At 36.0% G+C, this 17,885-nt stretch carries 16 protein-coding genes and 2 pseudogenes; 8 read left to right on the top strand and 10 right to left on the bottom strand.

The features are described from left to right. Positions 1-61: 61 nt before the first annotated feature. Positions 62-2,338 (bottom strand): formate C-acetyltransferase, encoded by a 2,277-nt coding sequence (pflB, locus tag AAFX60_008895; GenBank protein ID XDF76870.1) that lies wholly within the window; start codon positions 2,336-2,338, stop codon positions 62-64. A gap of 286 nt (positions 2,339-2,624) precedes the next feature. Further along, positions 2,625-4,133 carry a DUF3360 family protein gene (locus AAFX60_008890; GenBank protein XDF76869.1) on the bottom strand — a complete coding sequence of 503 codons (1,509 nt, stop codon included), beginning with the start codon at positions 4,131-4,133 and terminating at the stop codon, positions 2,625-2,627. 615 nt (positions 4,134-4,748) lie between these two features. Between AAFX60_008890 and AAFX60_008885 the strand changes: the two genes are divergently transcribed. The 4 genes from AAFX60_008885 to AAFX60_008870 all read left to right on the top strand — a co-directional run bounded on the left by AAFX60_008885 (position 4,749) and on the right by AAFX60_008870 (position 7,916). Continuing rightward, positions 4,749-5,519 (top strand): ABC transporter ATP-binding protein, encoded by a 771-nt coding sequence (locus AAFX60_008885; protein XDF76868.1) that lies wholly within the window; start codon positions 4,749-4,751, stop codon positions 5,517-5,519. 73 nt (positions 5,520-5,592) lie between these two features. After that, on the top strand, positions 5,593-6,369 hold the full coding sequence (locus AAFX60_008880) for an ABC transporter substrate-binding protein (GenBank protein XDF76867.1): 777 nt from the start codon (positions 5,593-5,595) through the stop codon (positions 6,367-6,369). A 126-nt stretch (positions 6,370-6,495) separates the two neighbouring features. Further along, entirely contained in the window at positions 6,496-7,236 is a 741-nt protein-coding gene (locus AAFX60_008875; GenBank protein XDF76866.1) for an ABC transporter permease, read from the top strand. A 2-nt stretch (positions 7,237-7,238) separates the two neighbouring features. Then, the gene (locus AAFX60_008870; GenBank protein ID XDF76865.1) at positions 7,239-7,916 is read left to right on the top strand and encodes an ABC transporter permease; all 678 of its coding nucleotides are present in this window, start codon (positions 7,239-7,241) and stop codon (positions 7,914-7,916) included. A 330-nt stretch (positions 7,917-8,246) separates the two neighbouring features. Here the strand turns inward: AAFX60_008870 and grxB are convergent, their stop codons facing one another. From grxB to AAFX60_008830, 8 genes and pseudogenes are all read right to left on the bottom strand, one after another. Continuing rightward, positions 8,247-8,897 (bottom strand): glutaredoxin 2, encoded by a 651-nt coding sequence (grxB, locus tag AAFX60_008865; GenBank protein XDF76864.1) that lies wholly within the window; start codon positions 8,895-8,897, stop codon positions 8,247-8,249. Between the two features lie 74 nt (positions 8,898-8,971). Next, a pseudogene (xthA, locus tag AAFX60_008860) lies at positions 8,972-9,777 on the bottom strand (exodeoxyribonuclease III). A gap of 387 nt (positions 9,778-10,164) precedes the next feature. Continuing rightward, entirely contained in the window at positions 10,165-10,506 is a 342-nt protein-coding gene (locus tag AAFX60_008855) for a thiol-activated cytolysin C-terminal domain-containing protein (GenBank protein XDF78911.1), read from the bottom strand. Positions 10,507-10,578: 72 nt separating this feature from the next. Next, positions 10,579-11,633 (bottom strand): annotated as a pseudogene (locus tag AAFX60_008850) (thiol-activated cytolysin family protein). Positions 11,634-12,360: 727 nt separating this feature from the next. Then, a complete protein-coding gene (locus AAFX60_008845; GenBank protein XDF76863.1) occupies positions 12,361-13,401 on the bottom strand; it encodes a tyrosine-type recombinase/integrase in 1,041 nt (346 codons plus the stop codon). A gap of 479 nt (positions 13,402-13,880) precedes the next feature. After that, positions 13,881-14,645 carry an ion transporter gene (locus tag AAFX60_008840; protein ID XDF76862.1) on the bottom strand — a complete coding sequence of 255 codons (765 nt, stop codon included), beginning with the start codon at positions 14,643-14,645 and terminating at the stop codon, positions 13,881-13,883. Between the two features lie 2 nt (positions 14,646-14,647). Next, positions 14,648-15,538 carry a BRCT domain-containing protein gene (locus AAFX60_008835; GenBank protein XDF76861.1) on the bottom strand — a complete coding sequence of 297 codons (891 nt, stop codon included), beginning with the start codon at positions 15,536-15,538 and terminating at the stop codon, positions 14,648-14,650. A gap of 52 nt (positions 15,539-15,590) precedes the next feature. Further along, positions 15,591-16,199, bottom strand: a complete 609-nt coding sequence (locus AAFX60_008830; GenBank protein XDF76860.1) for a S24 family peptidase — start codon at positions 16,197-16,199, stop codon at positions 15,591-15,593. Between the two features lie 289 nt (positions 16,200-16,488). Here AAFX60_008830 and AAFX60_008825 point away from each other — a divergent pair, with 289 nt between their 5' ends. Genes AAFX60_008825 through AAFX60_008810 form a run of 4 tightly spaced genes read left to right on the top strand, consistent with a single transcriptional unit; the run spans position 16,489 to position 17,885 of the window. Then, entirely contained in the window at positions 16,489-16,890 is a 402-nt protein-coding gene (locus AAFX60_008825; protein ID XDF76859.1) for a hypothetical protein, read from the top strand. Positions 16,891-16,925: 35 nt separating this feature from the next. Next, on the top strand, positions 16,926-17,465 hold the full coding sequence (locus AAFX60_008820; protein ID XDF76858.1) for a phage regulatory CII family protein: 540 nt from the start codon (positions 16,926-16,928) through the stop codon (positions 17,463-17,465). Positions 17,466-17,475: 10 nt separating this feature from the next. Then, the gene (locus tag AAFX60_008815; GenBank protein ID XDF76857.1) at positions 17,476-17,751 is read left to right on the top strand and encodes a hypothetical protein; all 276 of its coding nucleotides are present in this window, start codon (positions 17,476-17,478) and stop codon (positions 17,749-17,751) included. Next, entirely contained in the window at positions 17,748-17,885 is a 138-nt protein-coding gene (locus AAFX60_008810; GenBank protein ID XDF76856.1) for a hypothetical protein, read from the top strand. Before AAFX60_008815 ends, AAFX60_008810 begins: the two co-directional genes overlap by 4 nt.

The following is a 17,885-nucleotide window of genomic DNA, read 5'->3' as shown; positions in this document are numbered from 1 at the left end:
TAAGGCAATAAAAAAGCCCCACCAAAATGGCAGGGCTCAATTCTACTTAATTAACGCTGAATTATAGTGATTCAGTGAAAGTACGTGCGATTACGTCTTTTTGTTGTTCAGTAGTTAGAGAGTTAAAACGCACAGCGTAACCCGATACACGGATAGTTAGTTGTGGGTAGTTCTCTGGGTGCTTAACTGCGTCTTCTAGAGTTTCACGGTTAAGAACGTTAACGTTCAAGTGTTGACCGCCTTCGATGTTTGCTTCGTGGTGGAAGTAACCATCCATTAGGCCAGCAAGGTTAGAACGACGGTTGTCATCGTCTTTACCTAGAGCGTTAGGTACGATAGAGAATGTGTAAGAGATACCATCTTGTGCATCAGCAAACGGTAGTTTACCTACTGAAGTTAGAGATGCTACAGCACCTTTCTCATCACGGCCGTGCATTGGGTTAGCACCAGGAGCAAAAGGAGCACCTGCTTGACGACCATCTGGTGTATTACCAGTTTTCTTACCGTATACAACGTTAGATGTAATAGTAAGGATAGATTGAGTTGGGATAGCGTTACGGTACATTTTCAGTTTACGGATTTTGCCCATAAACGTAGAAACTAGTTCACATGCGATATCATCAACGCGTGGGTCGTTGTTACCAAATTTAGGGTAATCACCTTCGATTTCGAAATCGATCGCGATGCCGTCTTCGTCACGTACAGGTTTAACTGTAGCGTATTTGATTGCAGATAGTGAGTCAGCTGCAACAGAAAGACCAGCGATACCACAAGCCATTGTACGACGAACGTCACGATCGTGAAGAGCCATTAGAGACGCTTCGTAGCTGTATTTATCGTGCATGTAGTGGATGCTATTTAGAGCAGTCACGTATTGTTTAGCTAACCAATCCATGAAGTGATCTAGACGATCCATTACTTTAGCGTAATCAAGAACTTCGTCAGCCATTGGCGCTTCTTTAGGACCAACTTGCATTTTCAGCTTCTCATCAACACCACCGTTGATTGCGTAAAGCATAGTTTTAGCAAGGTTAGCACGAGCACCAAAGAATTGCATTTGCTTACCAACAACCATTGGAGATACACAACAAGCGATTGCGTAGTCATCAGATTGTAGGTCAGGACGCATTAGGTCATCATTTTCGTACTGGATAGAAGAAGTATCGATAGATACTTTCGCACAGAAACGTTTGAAGCCATCAGGTAGTTGCTCAGACCAAAGAACAGTGATGTTTGGCTCTGGAGAAGGACCCATAGTGTATAGGCTGTTTAGGAAACGGAAGTTAGTACGTGTAACTAGTGTACGACCGTCAAGACCCATACCACCCATAGATTCTGTTGCCCAGATTGGGTCACCAGAGAATAGCTCATCGTATTCAGGAGTACGTAGGAAACGAACCATACGTAGCTTCATTACGAAGTGGTCGATCATTTCTTGAGCTTGTTCTTCAGTAATAAGACCAGCATCAAGATCACGTTGGATGTAGATGTCTAGGAAAGTCGAAGTACGACCTAGAGACATTGCAGCACCGTTTTGAGATTTAACAGCAGCTAGGTAGCCGAAGTAAGTCCATTGAACCGCTTCTTGAGCAGTAGTAGCAGGACCAGAAATATCGTAACCGTATTTCGCAGCCATTTGCTTGATTTGACCTAGTGCACGGTGTTGCTCAGCAATCTCTTCACGAAGTTGCATAGTTGCAGTTAGATCTTCACCGTTTTCAAAACGCTCTTGTAGAGACGTGAATTGAGCTAGTTTGTCTTTGATTAGGAAATCAATACCGTAAAGTGCTACACGACGGTAATCACCGATGATACGACCACGGCCGTAAGCATCTGGAAGACCAGTTAGAACACCTGATTTACGACATTTTAGGATGTCTGGAGTGTAGATATCGAAAACACCAGCATTGTGTGTTTTACGGTATTCAGAGTAGATTTTAGAAATTGAAGGATCTAGTTCACGATCGTATGCTTTACATGAACCTTCAACCATACGGATACCACCGTTAGGGATGATAGCACGTTTTAGAGGAGCATCAGTTTGTAGACCTACGATAGTTTCAAGATCTTTTTCGATGTAACCAGCATCGTGAGCAGTGATGGTAGAGATAACGTCAGTATCAAAATCAACAGGTGCGTGAGTTGCGTTTTCCTGTTTGATGCCTTCCATTACTTTAGCCCAAAGCTTGTTAGTTGCTTCAGTACCTTCAGAAACTAGGAATTCTTCATCACCTTCATATGGTGCATAGTTCTTTTGGATGAAATCGCGAACGTTAACTTCGTTTTGCCACTCACCGTCTGCAAAACCTGTCCAAGCTTTAGCAAATTGCTCTGCCATGATATACCTACCTTTTTAGTAGAAAAAATACGTACTATTAAAATGGGTTTGAGATACCCATATCCTTCGTCAGAAGGCAAAATAGTACACTCAATTTAATAACAATATAAATGATTACAAAATCTAGCTTATAAGCATATATATTGCGACTAACCACTCTATTTTTCAAGATTACCTTAAACTTTTTTTGCAAACCTTAAACTAAATCAATAAATTTTCAATTTTTTTAATAAAAAGGGGTAACATTTTTGGTTACCCCATAAGTATTATACGTTAGGTTTGACTACTATAGTAGTGCCTTGATGCCATATTGGCCTTCAAGCATACCTACAGCAAGCATTGCAATTAAACAAATTACTAATACGCCGCCAGGAATAACGATACGGTCAACAAAAGAAAGATTCTTAGGACGTTCTTTATCACCGATTAAACCATTGTTATCAAGAAGCATTGTCATTGCCCATGCTAAAACAGGGTTTGCAACAGCTGCAGCAAAGATACAAATACCTGCAGATTGTGCATCTTTGTTCTCTTTAACCATTTGAACACCAGCTTCAAGCATTGGTAGGAATACACCTACTAACAAAGCCATACACATAACTGGTGGCCATACTGCTACATCCATTGGGAAACCAAGGATAGCGATAATCATAACGATAGTACCAAGAAGGATAGCACCGCCAGGGATTGGACGCTTAGCAATCGCTGCTGGGATCATGTATGTACCCCAAGAAGAAGTGATGTTACCACCACCAACAGCGGTACCTACCATTTGACGGATTGAACACATAGTCATCGTGTCATCAACATCCATTAATACTTTTTCAGTACGACGAGGGTAGTTCAGTTCCTGGAAGATACGGTGACCAAGGAAGTCTGGAGACCACATAGCAACAGCAAGAATAGCAAATGGTAAAGACGCTAAGAAGTGTTGTAGGTTTGGTAAGCCAAGCATCCACCCTTCTTCAGTTGACCCCCACCAGTAAACAGGGTTTAGGTTAGGAAGACCCATTTCAGTTTCAAACTTAAGGTCAAAACCAGCACCTAGAGCAAGAGCTACAGCTAAGCCTGCAAACGCACAAGCTGGGATTGCTAACCAACGTTTGTTGATACGAGCAAGGTAAGCGTACAGAACAATGTTCACAGCTAATACAATCAAACCAACATAGCCAAAGTTGCCTTCTAAGCCTGTTGACCAAGATTGGATCTTACTAATTTGTCCCATAGCTCCGCTGAAGCCTAAGAAAACAAGTAGACCACCGGCAACCCCTTCCGAAGTCAGGTTAACCAGTTTTGAGCCACCTTTAAAGTAACTTAATAGTAAGCCGAATACACCTAGTAAAATGGCAAGAGCAAGAGGGTGTGCACCAGCTAACGCGATCGCACCGATTAGTGGGATCATAGGGCCATGGTTACCTGCAAGGTTAGCGCGAGGGTTAAAGAAACCAGAAGCTAAGATACAGAATAAGAAAGCAGGGATAAGCATTTCAACACGAGCAACTTCGATAGCAAAATCTTTGCCTAAAGTAATGTGAGGCCATGCTTGTGTTAGACCGTCAGCCCAAGACATCATTACAGCAGAGTACATTGCAATGATACCAATCGTACCCGCTAGAGCAGGAACAAGATCTTCTAGTTCAAAACGGAAATCACGACCTGGTAAGTTTAAACCAAAACGGCGTGGTTTCATGATTTGAAGTTCATGATCTAAGTAATCTGAACGGCTAGCGAACTCAGAAGCAGGGCGGTGTAATTCGCTATAGCTTTTTTCGTTCAGTTCTTTGTCTGTAGACATAGAATCCTCATATGGAATTTAAAGTAAATAATGAATCAATACAGTAGGTATTGAAGCTTGTTCTTGTTATTTTCGCCGAGTGTAGCACACGAAAATTAAGCCAATGATTGATCTCGATCACTATATAATTGTATATGAAAGAAAACTACAAAATGAGACCGTTAACACTTTGGTGTTATTATGTTAATGATAAAAATATCAATCAAAAACGCCTTAAATATCAATTCACTACAGTGTTTTTGATGCATTTTTTCAATGGTATCAACAATATTGAACTTGTTAATAATTCTTAATAAAGCATAAATAATAGCAGTAATTCGTTTACATGTAATACGTATTCTTTGTGCTATAAGCCGTATTTTTAAAGTAATAATGAACTAAACTTACTTGTTTACATAATGTTAATTATTGACTGAATATGAATTTTCAAATAAAGAATAATATACTGCTTCTCATTATTTAATTTGAATAAGAATTCAATCCTTGTTTAATTTACGTCCCTACAATATGCTTTGGTTAATAAATTGTTGCTTGTGATAATTTTGAGTGTTAAATTCTAAGAATAAAGTAAAAAGCAAACGATTAATGTGTAGCTGAATTAGGAGTATATGGCGCATGAAGGATGCAGTCGCGCTAGAAATAAAAGATTTACACAAGCATTTTGGCCAAAATGAAGTACTAAAAGGTATTTCATTAGAAGCAAATAAAGGTGATGTGATTTCTATTATTGGTTCATCTGGCTCAGGTAAGAGTACTTTTCTACGCTGTATAAACTTACTCGAAACGCCAAGTAAAGGCGAAATATGGGTAAATGGTGAGCTGATAGAAATGAAAAATAATCGTTTAGGTGAATCCGTTCCTGTTGATGAAAAGCAAGTTCAGCGAATTCGCTCACGTCTGGCTATGGTTTTTCAAGGGTTTAATCTTTGGTCCCATATGACGGTACTGCAGAATGTGATTGAAGCACCAGTACATGTATTAGGTATGCCAAAAGCACAAGCAATTGAAAAAGCGGAACAACTTTTGAAACAAGTTGGATTATATGAGCGCAGAGATTATTACCCTGGACATTTATCTGGCGGTCAACAACAACGAGCTGCAATAGCACGAGCATTGGCGGTTGACCCTGAAGTTATGTTGTTTGATGAGCCAACCTCTGCTCTAGACCCTGAATTAGTTGGCGAAGTCTTAGGTGTAATGCGTGATCTCGCTGAAGAAGGACGAACTATGTTGGTTGTTACTCATGAGATGGCTTTTGCTCGCGATGTTTCAAATCATGTAATGTTTTTGCATCAAGGACTAGTTGAAGAGCAGGGAGATCCTGCGAAGTTGTTTACTAACCCAGAATCAGAACGTTTACAGCAATTTATTTCATCTATTTATTAAACATATTGTAAAGCAAACACTACCAATAAAAATTAAATCAATTAAACGGAATAAAAGTTACAGGAGTAAGGAAATGAAAAAATGGTTATTAGCAGCAGTTGTTGCATCAACAGCACTAACAGGCGCAGCTCAAGCAAAAGAATGGAAACAAATCCGTTTTGGTATTGAAGGCGCTTATCCTCCATTTAGTTGGACAGAACCTTCAGGTGAGCTTAAAGGTTTTGATGTGGATATTGCTAATGCGTTATGTAAGGAAATGGAAGCACGTTGTAAAATCGTAGCTCAAGATTGGGATGGTATTATCCCTTCATTACTTGCTCGTAAATATGATGCAATTATTGCCGCAATGTCTATTACAGAAGAGCGTAAAAAGAAGATTGATTTCACAGAAAAATATGCACTTATTCCAAATAAATTTGTCGCTAAAAAAGGCACGAAATTAGTAATGACTAAAGAAGGCCTTAAAGGGGTTACTGTTGGTGTTCAACGTGCAACAACACATGATAAATACCTAACGGATAACTTTGGTAAAGGTGTTGATCTTAAGCGCTACGGTTCATTTGATGAAGCCTATTTAGATCTGAAGGCGGGTCGTATTGATACGGTTTTAGGTGATGCATCAGCACTAGAAGAAGGTCTTCTTAATAAACCTGGCGGTACAGAGTATGAATTTGTTGGTCCGTCACTAACTGATCCAAAATGGTTTGGTGAAGGTTTTGGTATCGCAACACGTAAACAAGATAAGGATCTAACTGAGCAATTAAATGCTGCAATTGATTCTTTACGTGAAAAAGGCATTTACCAAGAAATTGCTGCGAAATACTTTAACTATGATGTATATGGCGAGTAATTGTTGAATCAGCCTTAAGGAAAGAGGGTGGAATATCCCTCTTTCATTCTAATAGTTATAACAACGTCAGTGAAGGGTTCTTGATATTTATTGGCGTTGTTATTAAAGCGAAAGCTTGGAAGTAGTATGTTAGATTTACAAGGATATGAATCCTCCATTTTAGATGGAGCATTGGTCACGCTGCAGGTTGCGCTCCTATCTCTTCTTTTAGCCGTATTTCTTGGTTTACTTGGTGCTTTGGCGAAAATGGCTCCATATCGTTGGGCTCGATCTATTGCCACACTTTATACCACTATCGTTCGAGGAATCCCTGATTTAGTATTGATGATGCTACTGTTTTTTGGCGGACAAATGCTATTAAACAATGGGTTGTATGCGAGTAATGAATGGATAAATGAGTGGATGACAAACTCAAATCCAGATCATGAATGGGTTTCTTATCTTCCTGATTATATAGAAATTAGTCCCTTTATCGCAGGTGTCCTAACCATTGGTTTTATTTTTGGCGCGTATATGGCTGAGACATTTCGTGGTGCAATCATGGCGGTAGATCGTGGTGAAATGGAAGCAGCAAAAGCTTATGGTATGAGTGGCATAATGGCATTTCGTCGTATTTTGTTTCCGCAAATGATCCGTCATGCGTTGCCAGGTTTTGGTAACAATTGGTTAGTTCTACTTAAAACCACCGCTTTGGTTTCGATTATTGGTTTAGAAGATATGGTTCGTGTTAGCTCAATGGCTGCTGGAACAACTAAGATGCCATTTACTTTTTATATGACAGTTGCTTGTATTTTCTTATTTTTCACAGCAGTTTCAACTGGTGCGTTAAAACTTATTGAACGTAAATTTAGTATTCACATGAGGTAGATATGGATTTTTCAATTATCATTGAGAGCCTTCCTGTTTATCTTGAAGGCTTATGGACAACGGTGTGGTTAGTAGCGGTATCTTTGGTGATTGGTTTGTGTATTGCTGTACCAACAGCGATAGCAAGAAACAGCAATAACCCAGTTTTATGGTTACCAGCTTGGGCATACATTTACTTTTTTCGTGGTACGCCTTTATTGATTCAACTGTATCTTATTTATTATGGTATGGATCAATTTTTCCCTGTTAAAGATACTTTATGGGAACACGCTTCATTTTGTGCTCTTGTTGCTTTTGCTTTAAATACAGGAGCTTATACAGCTGAAATTGTACGTGGTTCTATTAATGGTTTACCACAAGGAGAAGTTGAAGCAGCCAAAGCGTATGGTATGAATCAATTCCAAACGTATAAACGCATTATTTTACCTAGTGCGTTACGTAGAGCATTGCCAGCTTATAGTAACGAAGTGATTTTCATGCTTCATGGTTCAGCCATTGCAGGAATTGTTACTTTACTGGATTTAACTGGTGCTGCACGTTTAGTAAATTCAAGATATTACGCTCCATTTGAATCCTATATTGCTGCCGGCATGTTTTATATGTGCTTAACATTTATTATTATTTTTATATTTAAGCAATTGGAAACTCGAATGCTCAGATTTATGAGGCCATTAAGTTAATTAGTTTATTCACAGTCAACAATTCCAACACAGTTATCGAGTAGATAAACAAACTAGGATAACCAGTTAGTTACGACGATTGGTATTAATATCCATTTAAGTAGATATCGTGTATATATGAATAGAATATTCGTTAGAGGAAGTAGTGATGAGTTTATCGTTGATATTGATAAGAGTCGTAAAGTTAGTCTTTATTTGTGCATTGTTTTTGAGTGTGTTTGATTTTATTGAACATGGGGAAATACTTTGGTATCAACGTTGGTTTTCATGATTTTGATAAGAAAAAGAGCACGTTAATGTGCTCTTTTTTTTGTTAAAAATAGATGGCTATTACACCGCAACATCAAAAAATAGGTGAACCCCCGTTAATTCACTTATTTCTTCCAGATAGTTTTTTAAGTGTGGTGGAAAATCTAGTCCTTTAACAACAGTTAAATTACGGATAAATGGGAAAAAGTTAATATCATCCCATGTGATTTGATTTCCTTTCTCTGAAGGAAGAGTAATGAAGTTCGCATTAACCAATAGTGGATTTAATGCATTGATATATTCATTACTGTTCGTCAATGCTTGTTCAAAGCTCATCCCAATGAACTCTTCTTTTTTCTCTGTAAACCAAGTAATGGCTTCAGGTCGAGCGAATTCAGGTAAATCAAGTTGAGTCCAACGAGAAAAAGTAAGTTTAGCAAACAGTGGTCTTGCTGCGTTTAGCCACTCAGAGATCTCTTCTTCGTGTGTTGATTTTTCAATGATTGGATGGTGATCATGCTCATCTAAATATCTTGCAATATCAAGACTTTCTGCCATATAGCTACCATCATTTTTCTCTAAAATAGGCACCATATTAGCTCCCACTTTTTCAATGCGAGCATTCACATCATCATTTTGAAGATAAACAAATTCAACGGGTAGCTTTTTTATACCTGCAACCATTTTTGCTTTCATACAAAATGGACAGTGATCAAAGATGAATAATTTCATTGTATTTCCTTAATACCAATCGTGCCATTGATTGGGATAAAAAAGCCCTCACAAATAGGTGAGGGCTAAACATATTATTTGAATGTTGACCAAATTGGTGCGTGATCAGAAGGCTTTTCAATACCACGTAATTCGTAATCAATGCCAGATTCTGTACATTTTACTGCTAATGTTGGTGTTGCCATAATGACATCAATGCGTAAACCACGGTTATCTACAAACCCTTTTGAACGATAATCAAACCACGAGAATTGATCGGTTACTTCAGGGTGAATATTACGGAACGTGTCTTCAAACCCCAATCTTTTAATGTTTGTAACCATTCACGCTCTTCTGGTTGGAATGAGCATTTGCCTGTTTTTAACCAACGTTTTGCGTTTGGTTCACCGATACCGATATCTGCATCGATAGGGCTGATATTAATATCGCCCATGACGATGATCTCTTCATCATTAGTATGGTGTGTATGCAAGTGAGTCATCAAATCTTTGTAGAATTGACGCTTATAAGGAAATTTTGTTTCGTGCTTAATATTGTCACCTTGCGGAAAGTAACCATTCATTATCGTTACTTTTGAGCCGTCTTCACGCTGATGAGTTGTCATGATCATGCGCTTTTGATGTTCTTCTGTATCCGTATCAAAACCATATTGCACAGAAATTGGTTCTTGTTTACATAGCATAGCCACACCGTAATGTGCTTTTTGGCCATGGAAGTACACTTTATAGCCCATCGCTTCTACTGCTTCGACTGGGAACATTTCATTATGAACTTTGATCTCTTGAAGACCAATAACATCAGGGTTGTGCTTATCAATGATAGCTTGTAATTGGTGAAGGCGAGCACGAAGGCCATTTATATTAAAGCTTATTACTTTCATTAGAATATTAACCTTTTGATTTTAAATAGATTTCTTATATTACAATGACTTATGTTTTCTCTCTACTGTGTATATAAACATATAACTCAATATAAAGGTATTTTTTTGAGTCATTTTGTAGTCATTTTTTGATTGTGGTGGGTTAATTCTTTAGGAACGTGAGCGAAGATTCGAAGTCTTGTGATTTAGTATTAAGATATTTAGGAGGTTTACTGTATTAAATATGTAAATTTGAATTCTGGAATATATTTACGGACAATTTTTACAAATATAAACTTTCGTTTTTCTCTTTATCAACTATAAGCCATAGCAAATGTCGTTATTGATAAGATAACTGCAGATGCTATGACTGATATTAATTAAGAATTATGAATATATTACATATATCTAAAAATGTTTATAAGTCATTACTTGGTTCAACCCAAGAAACTTGATTAAGTGTTGTCCCCAAAGAGCAACACTTCTGTTTTTAACTAGAGGAATATGGAATTTATTAAAACTAGTTCTCCAAGGTTCCCAAAGTAACCCTGTTGCACCTTGTGCCATTATATGAATATTTTTTGAATTTGCTTTTAGTGGAATTACTGTAGTGTAAAGAGATGTTCGTTCTACGCCGTTACCATCCCAATATTTTCGAGTTGATTTTTCTTTACCTTTGTCATCAAAATAAATTTCATCCCATTCTACTGTAAATTTAGCAACATAGGCTCCGTCAAGTTTTAAGTTTATTTCTCCTGACGTATAGATTTCATTTTTAGTCTCAACATAGTCAGTACGAGTTGTAATCGTTGCAGTTTGGTTATCTTTTAAAAAAGTTGTTGAATATGATATTGGGTAAGCTGTATTTTGCGCACTAAATGACATACCTTTTTGAATGATATCTTTAATTTCCTCAATAGAGGAAATTCCAGCACCGCTATGAATACCTCCACCAAGGACAACAAGGTTGTATGATGAATTTTCAATTATACTTTTTAATTCTGCATCTTGAGATATATCAACACCTTTAATGATTGCTGAGAAAGCTTCTTTTGCCTTAATATTTGTACTTGATGTTTCCATTTTGACATAAATAATACGTCCAAAATCAATATTATTAACGTATACAGGTGGGTTTTTATCATTAACCCCTTTTTTTACTAATTCAGACCAATTTACGCTATCGCTGATTAAAGTTGATGGTAGGGTTACACTATCCATTGTTGCTGAATAATATACCTGTTTAATACGGCATATATAAATTTGTTTATTTTCAGTCATTGAGAAATCAATGCTTAGTGTTGTAGAAAGTTTTTTGATTCCAAACCAAAGTGAGTAATTAATTGTGCTTCAGAGTGAAGCATATCTTCTTTATATGTTAAAATAGTGCTAGGTTGATATTTAGAACTATATTTGTCAATCCATAGTTTAGCTATATCATCAATTTTAGCCATAACTGAACTGTGTGACGGGTTAGCGATCTTGGCAATTGATTCTTCTGATGGTAAACCAAACAAATTATTAACTCTTATTGTTATTGGTTTTTTATCACAAGCTACTTCTGTTGGCATATTTTCTATTAATCTTTGGTTTGCAAGTAATATACCGCCTAAATAAAGTTTACTACCATTACCTGTAATTTCGGAAATATCAAACATTTTATCTTCGATATGCCGTTTGTTTTTTGTAGTGACTCTGAATTTATCATTTTCCCAAGTTCCTTTTGCAGGAATAAAATCTGTAATAGTTTCTCCATCATAGGATAAAACTTTATTCGGGTCGTATGATAAACCAAATATACCCTTATCTATATCTGTAATTTTAGAAGTAAAAGAGGTTGGAGTTGTTGATTTTTTAATTTCTGCTGTTATGTCCATATTTATTTTCCTTATTAAATATGCTCTGATTACGGTGAAGTATATAACCGCAGATCAGGTAACCATCGTATGTTCACATTAAATCTTTGATAATCAATTTTATTCTTACTTGATTCATGAGTTCTATACGATCTACATTGCCATCGATATAAACAGAAGGACAATACCTTCTTTCCGTTGAAACATAAGCTAAAAATCTAAAACTGAGATAACTGGCATCTCAATTGAATATACAATGAGCCTGGTTTTTTGATGTGTAAAATATCAATAGATACGAGTTTTTTATACTGTGAAGGATATCTAAGAGGAATGTAATTGATATGTTTGACGGTATATCATCCTATATTTTTTGGTTCTAAGTGATAAACTACTTCTATATTAGTGGTTATAATGAATGTTGCATCACAATGGTTAATGCAATGTTAGGCATTAGTTATATTATTACTAAATATAACTTTTGATTTAGAACAACTATTATTTGAATAAAAACTAACGGTAAATATAGATAAAGATGATGTTGTAGTCATTTTTGTGTCAGTATTAATCTTTATCTCTTGTAACTAGATGAAAGTAAACGCATTAAATAATTATTTAATATTAAATGAGATTACTTTCATCAGAATTTTAACCTTTTGATTTTTAATTGATTTCTTATTTTACAATGACTTATATTTTTTCGTTACTGTATATATAAACATATAATTCAATATAAAGGTATTTTTTTGAGTCATTTTGTAGTCATTTTTTGACTGCGATACAAAGGGTTTAGCTCAATGGCATCATTTAGATGATCTGGTGAAAAATGAGCGTAAACCATTGTTTGCTTAATATCCACATGCCCAAGGATTTTCTGTAATACAATGATATTGCCACCATTCATCATAAAATGAGAAGCAAAAGTGTGCCTTAGTACATGTGTTGCCTGTCCTTTGGGTAAATTAGGAAGGGCTGTGGTAAGCCATTTGTGGGTTACGCCATAGCAGCATGTAAATATTCGGCCAGATGTTGGTTTATAAATTTCACTATATAACTCTTCAGAAATAGGAACTGTTCGATTTTTTTTACCTTTCGTTTGAGTAAAAGTTATTTTGTATGGTGAGATTTGAGAACCTTGCAAATTAACAGCTTCCATTATGCGAGCACCTGTAGATAAACAAATTTTAAAAATAGCAGCCAACTGATCTGCAATAGGGCTTTTATTTATAATTTTAAATAACTCATCAATTTGCTCGTGAGTTAAGAACGCTAATTCATGCTCATTTTTTTTAATTTTCTTAATTCCATGAATAGGGTTAGGTTGGAGCCATTCTTTAATCTCGATTAAAAAATTAAACATGCTTTGTAGTATTAGTAGATCGAAATTATGAGAGCTAGAAGAAAGTTCTTCACCATGACGGCCATTATGCTTTGATATTGTTTTTCGAGCTGCGCGATATTGAACAAAATCAGCAGGGGTTAGCGTTCTTGCTAGGGGGTTTAGCATTTGTTCACTAATTATTTCCAACCGACGCTTAACATGAGCACCAGATTTAAGGTGTTTACCATGTAATTGAAACCATATATCAATAAGATCAGATAGACGTCGATTATCCAACTTTTCTGTAAGCCAAGGTTTATCGTTTGATTCAATTAAAATGAATTTTTCATAAGCAAGAGCTTCACCTTTAGTGGCGAAGCGCTTTCGAACTCGTTTACTTTTACGGCCTTGGGGGTATACATCACAAAGCCAAGGGTTCTTTTTTCCATCATCTAATTTACGAACTGTCATATATAACACCAAATAACTGTATATATGAACAGTATTTGATTGCGATATAAATTTCAATGTTTTAAATAAACGGAGACAAACATTCGAAGATTAATATTAATGTTATATTTGGGATTAATATCACACTTGCTTATCTATTTTTCTGTTTCTAAAAGGTTTTTTGTGATTTTGTAATGAGGCTTAAGTTAACTAAAGTTTATTGATCTTTTATATAATTTGATGAAATGTTTTAGGGGATATATTTGTTATAATTTTTGTGCCGTGCACGAGCAAATTAAGCTGTTAGACTTAAAAAAAGTACTTACCTACGTGCTGTAGTTAAGGCTTAATATTTAAGGAAAATTATGGCAATAGATTTATTTTTTCATTTCAATGTGACGCCTGAAATGTTGTATGCAATTGCAGCGATTATAACTGCGCTTAAGTAATGACAAGGTCTGGCCTTGCATAGTTTAATCATGCAAGGTCAGTGATTTAAATTATTTATCAGTTTGCTTTTTGATTAATTCTTTCAGTTCTTGAATATCATTCTTTAATTCAGAAACTTCATTTTTTAGGTTTGCGATAATATGCTGTCCTTGATCTTCTTCTGATTCTTCTAAAAACCATGAAGCAACAAAGCCTGTAAAAGTACCAAATAAACCAACACCAGCAGTCATTAATATAGCTGCAATAATTCGACCTTCGAAAGTTATTGGATAAAAATCACCATAACCAACAGTCGTGATAGTTACAAATGCCCACCATAATGCGTCAGTCGCATTTTGAATATTTGCGCCTTCGACGCCTTGCTCTAGTTGTAATACAGCAATTGATCCAAATATAACTAGAATAATAGAAACTGCTGAGACTAAAGAAAAAGTTCCTTGAGTTCTGTTTCTAAAAACATAGCTTAGCATTACTTTGGTAGAACGAACCGCACGAAGAAGTCTAAGAACTCGAACAACTCGAACAATTCTTCCGTAACGGAAAATATCTAGCATTGGAATACTAGATATAAAATCAATCCATCCCCATTTCATAAATGTTTTTTTATTTTCAGCTTGTTTAAGTCTGATGAAAAAATCAGTTAAGAAAAAGAAACAAATAAAGTTATCGGTGATTCTTAGAATTTCAACAATATCTGGTGATAAAGTAAATGCACTTTCAACAAATAAAGCGAGTAGTACATAAATTGATAATATAAGAGTGAAAAATTGAAACGGCCCAATTTTCGCCGCTTCATTCTTAGTTAGGTTATTCATAATTATTTAATGTATTTAACCCATGTTTCTTCCGTGATAATTTGAACAGGTAGTCCTTTTTGTTGATTGGATAAAGCAGCTTCTATTTTTCTTCCATGACTAGTAAATTTCCAATCACGACTTGCCATTGAACCTATAATTAAATAATCAAGAGCTTGAACAACATCTTTACGAGTATTTGCTTTGTGTTTTTTGGCTATCGACTCTATTGTTTTTCTATTTCCAGACATAAACTTACCTGTAAAACAGATGTGTTTATTTTCGATTGACTCAATAATTATATCTTTAGAGAAACAATCTGTTGCGGCACATTCTGCAAGACCAGTATCAGTAAATTGTTGACCACAAATCCCCTTAAGCATTAGAAGCAAATCTGCACGCTCTTCTTCATCGATTATGCCGTCTGCAAGAACGTTATTTAAACGTGCTTTAATAACATTACCAGGCCATTTCTCAGTTACTTCATTATTTTCCTTTAATAAATTAGTTAGTTTTATGATTTCTTTATCATTTAAATTATCATCAGAAGTTATGCCTTGAAGGAAACCCAATAATTGGTTTGTTAGAGCATCAATATTCCAAATATCTTGATATCCATATTGAATAACATCATTCATAACTTCTTGAATTTCGTTTAATTCATGCTGTTCAATAATGCCATCTTCTAATACATCTTCGATAATATCTTTAAGATCGAGAAAATCACCATCACTTTTGAGCGTGTCATCATTTTTTAGCCAAACATCCAAGAATAGGACTTCTGTATCATTCAATTTTGTGTCGGCTGTTACACCTTGCAGAATACCTCTTAAAGCTAAAAGAGCTTTAACTTTGTTTTCATGGTGACAGAAATTGGTATTTATCGGTTGTCCGTGTTGATCTAATTTTGTCATTTTTCCTAGCCTATATTTTATTAATTATTTGTATTTTATGGATGATGTGGGTTTAGATTTTCTGCCCAGCCCACACTACTTCACCGATGATTTCAAAATCAAAGGTAGTCATTTCTTTTCTTGTTAGTTCCCATTTCTCGTAAGTTTCATTATCACTCACAATACTTAAACCTGCTTTGGTGAATTGAAGGCGTTTGACCATCAATTGACCATCGAAACGGAAAACATAAATTCCATCACCTGTGAAATCTTCAATGCGGTTTACCATTATTACAGCTTGGTTCTGTAGCGTTGGAGTCATACTATCACCACGAACGGGCATCAAGAATATATTGTTTGGTCGTACACCAATTTCATTAGTGATGAAATTACGACTAAAAGCGATGCCTTCAGGCTGATTCTCTTGAACAACTAATGTTCCTGAACCTGCACTCACTTCTACATCATAAAAATCTAATTCAATGTACTTAGTTTCGCTATTTGTTAAACCTTCAGCGACTTGCTTTGCTTTGATAAAAATACGGTCAGGAATCTTTCCACGAATCTTCCAAGTTTGAACTGTGTTTCTAGCAACGCCTAGAGCTTGAGCTAGTTCTGTTATTTTTGATGTACCAGTTAGTAGTTTTAATTCATCAATTTGCGCGTCTAAATCTTTGCTCATTTTTATACTCAATTTATAAATAATTACAAATAAGCCTTGCAAGGTAATTAAATGTGATCAAGAATGATGACATAAAGTTAATTTGAAGTTCTTATTTAGCGTTATTTGTCGATATATGCTTTTATTTGGTCATTTAAGCAAGAATTGCACAGGTTGAAGTTAAAAACAAACGACATGATTACTTTATGAATGCATTTGTGAGCAAGTGCAGGAGAAAGGAGTGGGCAATCAACTAAGGTTCCAGCCAGTTGTGATTGCCCGTGAACAAAATGAAGCTAAGAGGTGATAGATGAAAGAACCTTATGTTCTAGCAATTTCAGCGCCTTACGTCACTGTTGAACGTTACGTTGAAATAACAAAAAAGAACAGAAACACGGTCTTAAAGCATATCCGTGAAGGAAAAATTCCGGTGATGCCTAAAAGTGGCAACAAGGAAATGACCCTTATTAACTTAGCTCTATTAACTAAAAATGAGGCAATAAACATGGATCAGTCAACAATCATTATCGCTATTGCTGCACCGTACGTTACGACAGAGCGATATGCAGAAATATCAGGTATTAAGCCCGGTACTATTGAAAGAAAGATTAGTGCGAAAAAGTTTCCAGTATTGCCTAAAGAGGGCTCACGTGAACTTAATCTTATTAACCTTGCTTTGTTAACTAAACATGCTTTAGAAGCCAAGTTTTAGTTTACGTTTCATTTGCTACCTGTTGAGTATCTGATATGTCCGATAAAACAACAATGTGCGATTTTCGCGAGTCCAAACAAAAGGCATTTGAAGAAGCATGTTATGCCTTTCGTGGTAATGAAAACATGACGGCAATTGCTGAGTCATTAAAAATGTCACCAACAATGCTTCGAAATAAACTTAATCCTGAACAACCGCACGTTCTTACCTGTGTAGAAATGGTTATGGTTGCCAAAGTTTCAGGTGATTACACCATCGTAAATTGTTTATTACGTGGACTTGGTGTTGTTACTGCGAATGTTCCTATTGATGCAAGTGAAGAGACTTTTGCTAAACGAGCATTAGAGAACTCTATGCATGCAGGGGACTTGGCAAAAGAAGCGCTAGATCATGCAGGTCAAACTCGAATCACTCACCAAAGCAAACAAACCATTATCAAAAAAGCCCAAGCCTCAATAGGAAACTTAGTCTTACTAATTAACGATATTGAAGGACGCACACCTAATGCGGTTTCTTATCTTTCTATGGGCGTGGATTTTATTACTTCTGGTGCACCATTGCCGGGATTTGCATAAGGATGTAGTCATGAGCAAGTTAACATCTCAAGATATTAAATTAGTTATTAACTCTCTCTTAGAAATGGCGTTTGATGCGCCTGAGTCTTTAGCCATTAATGTGAATTATCGTTCAATATTACCATCGCTACACGTTAACGTTTACGGTCAAGAGAATGAAGTGTTGATGTATCAAATGGTCTATTTCAATGACATTAACAAAGGACTTCAAGATTTACTTGAGGTTGAAGCTGAGCTCGCTGAGTTGATTATCAAAGCTAAAGATTATGCCGAGGTAGCAGTATGACTAAGGATAAGTTTTTAGCAAAAATGGTCATTGCTTACATGCAAAATCATGGGCAAGCCCCAACAGAGCAGCACCTTGAAGGATGGGCTGATTTGTATGTTGAACTCAGCGCTTATGGCGATCAGGAGGTGTGA

Origin of the sequence: Aliivibrio fischeri, assembly GCA_038993745.2 — a bacterium.
GTDB classification, from domain to species: domain Bacteria; phylum Pseudomonadota; class Gammaproteobacteria; order Enterobacterales; family Vibrionaceae; genus Aliivibrio; species Aliivibrio fischeri_B.
This window is presented reverse-complemented; position numbering and strand designations above follow the sequence as displayed.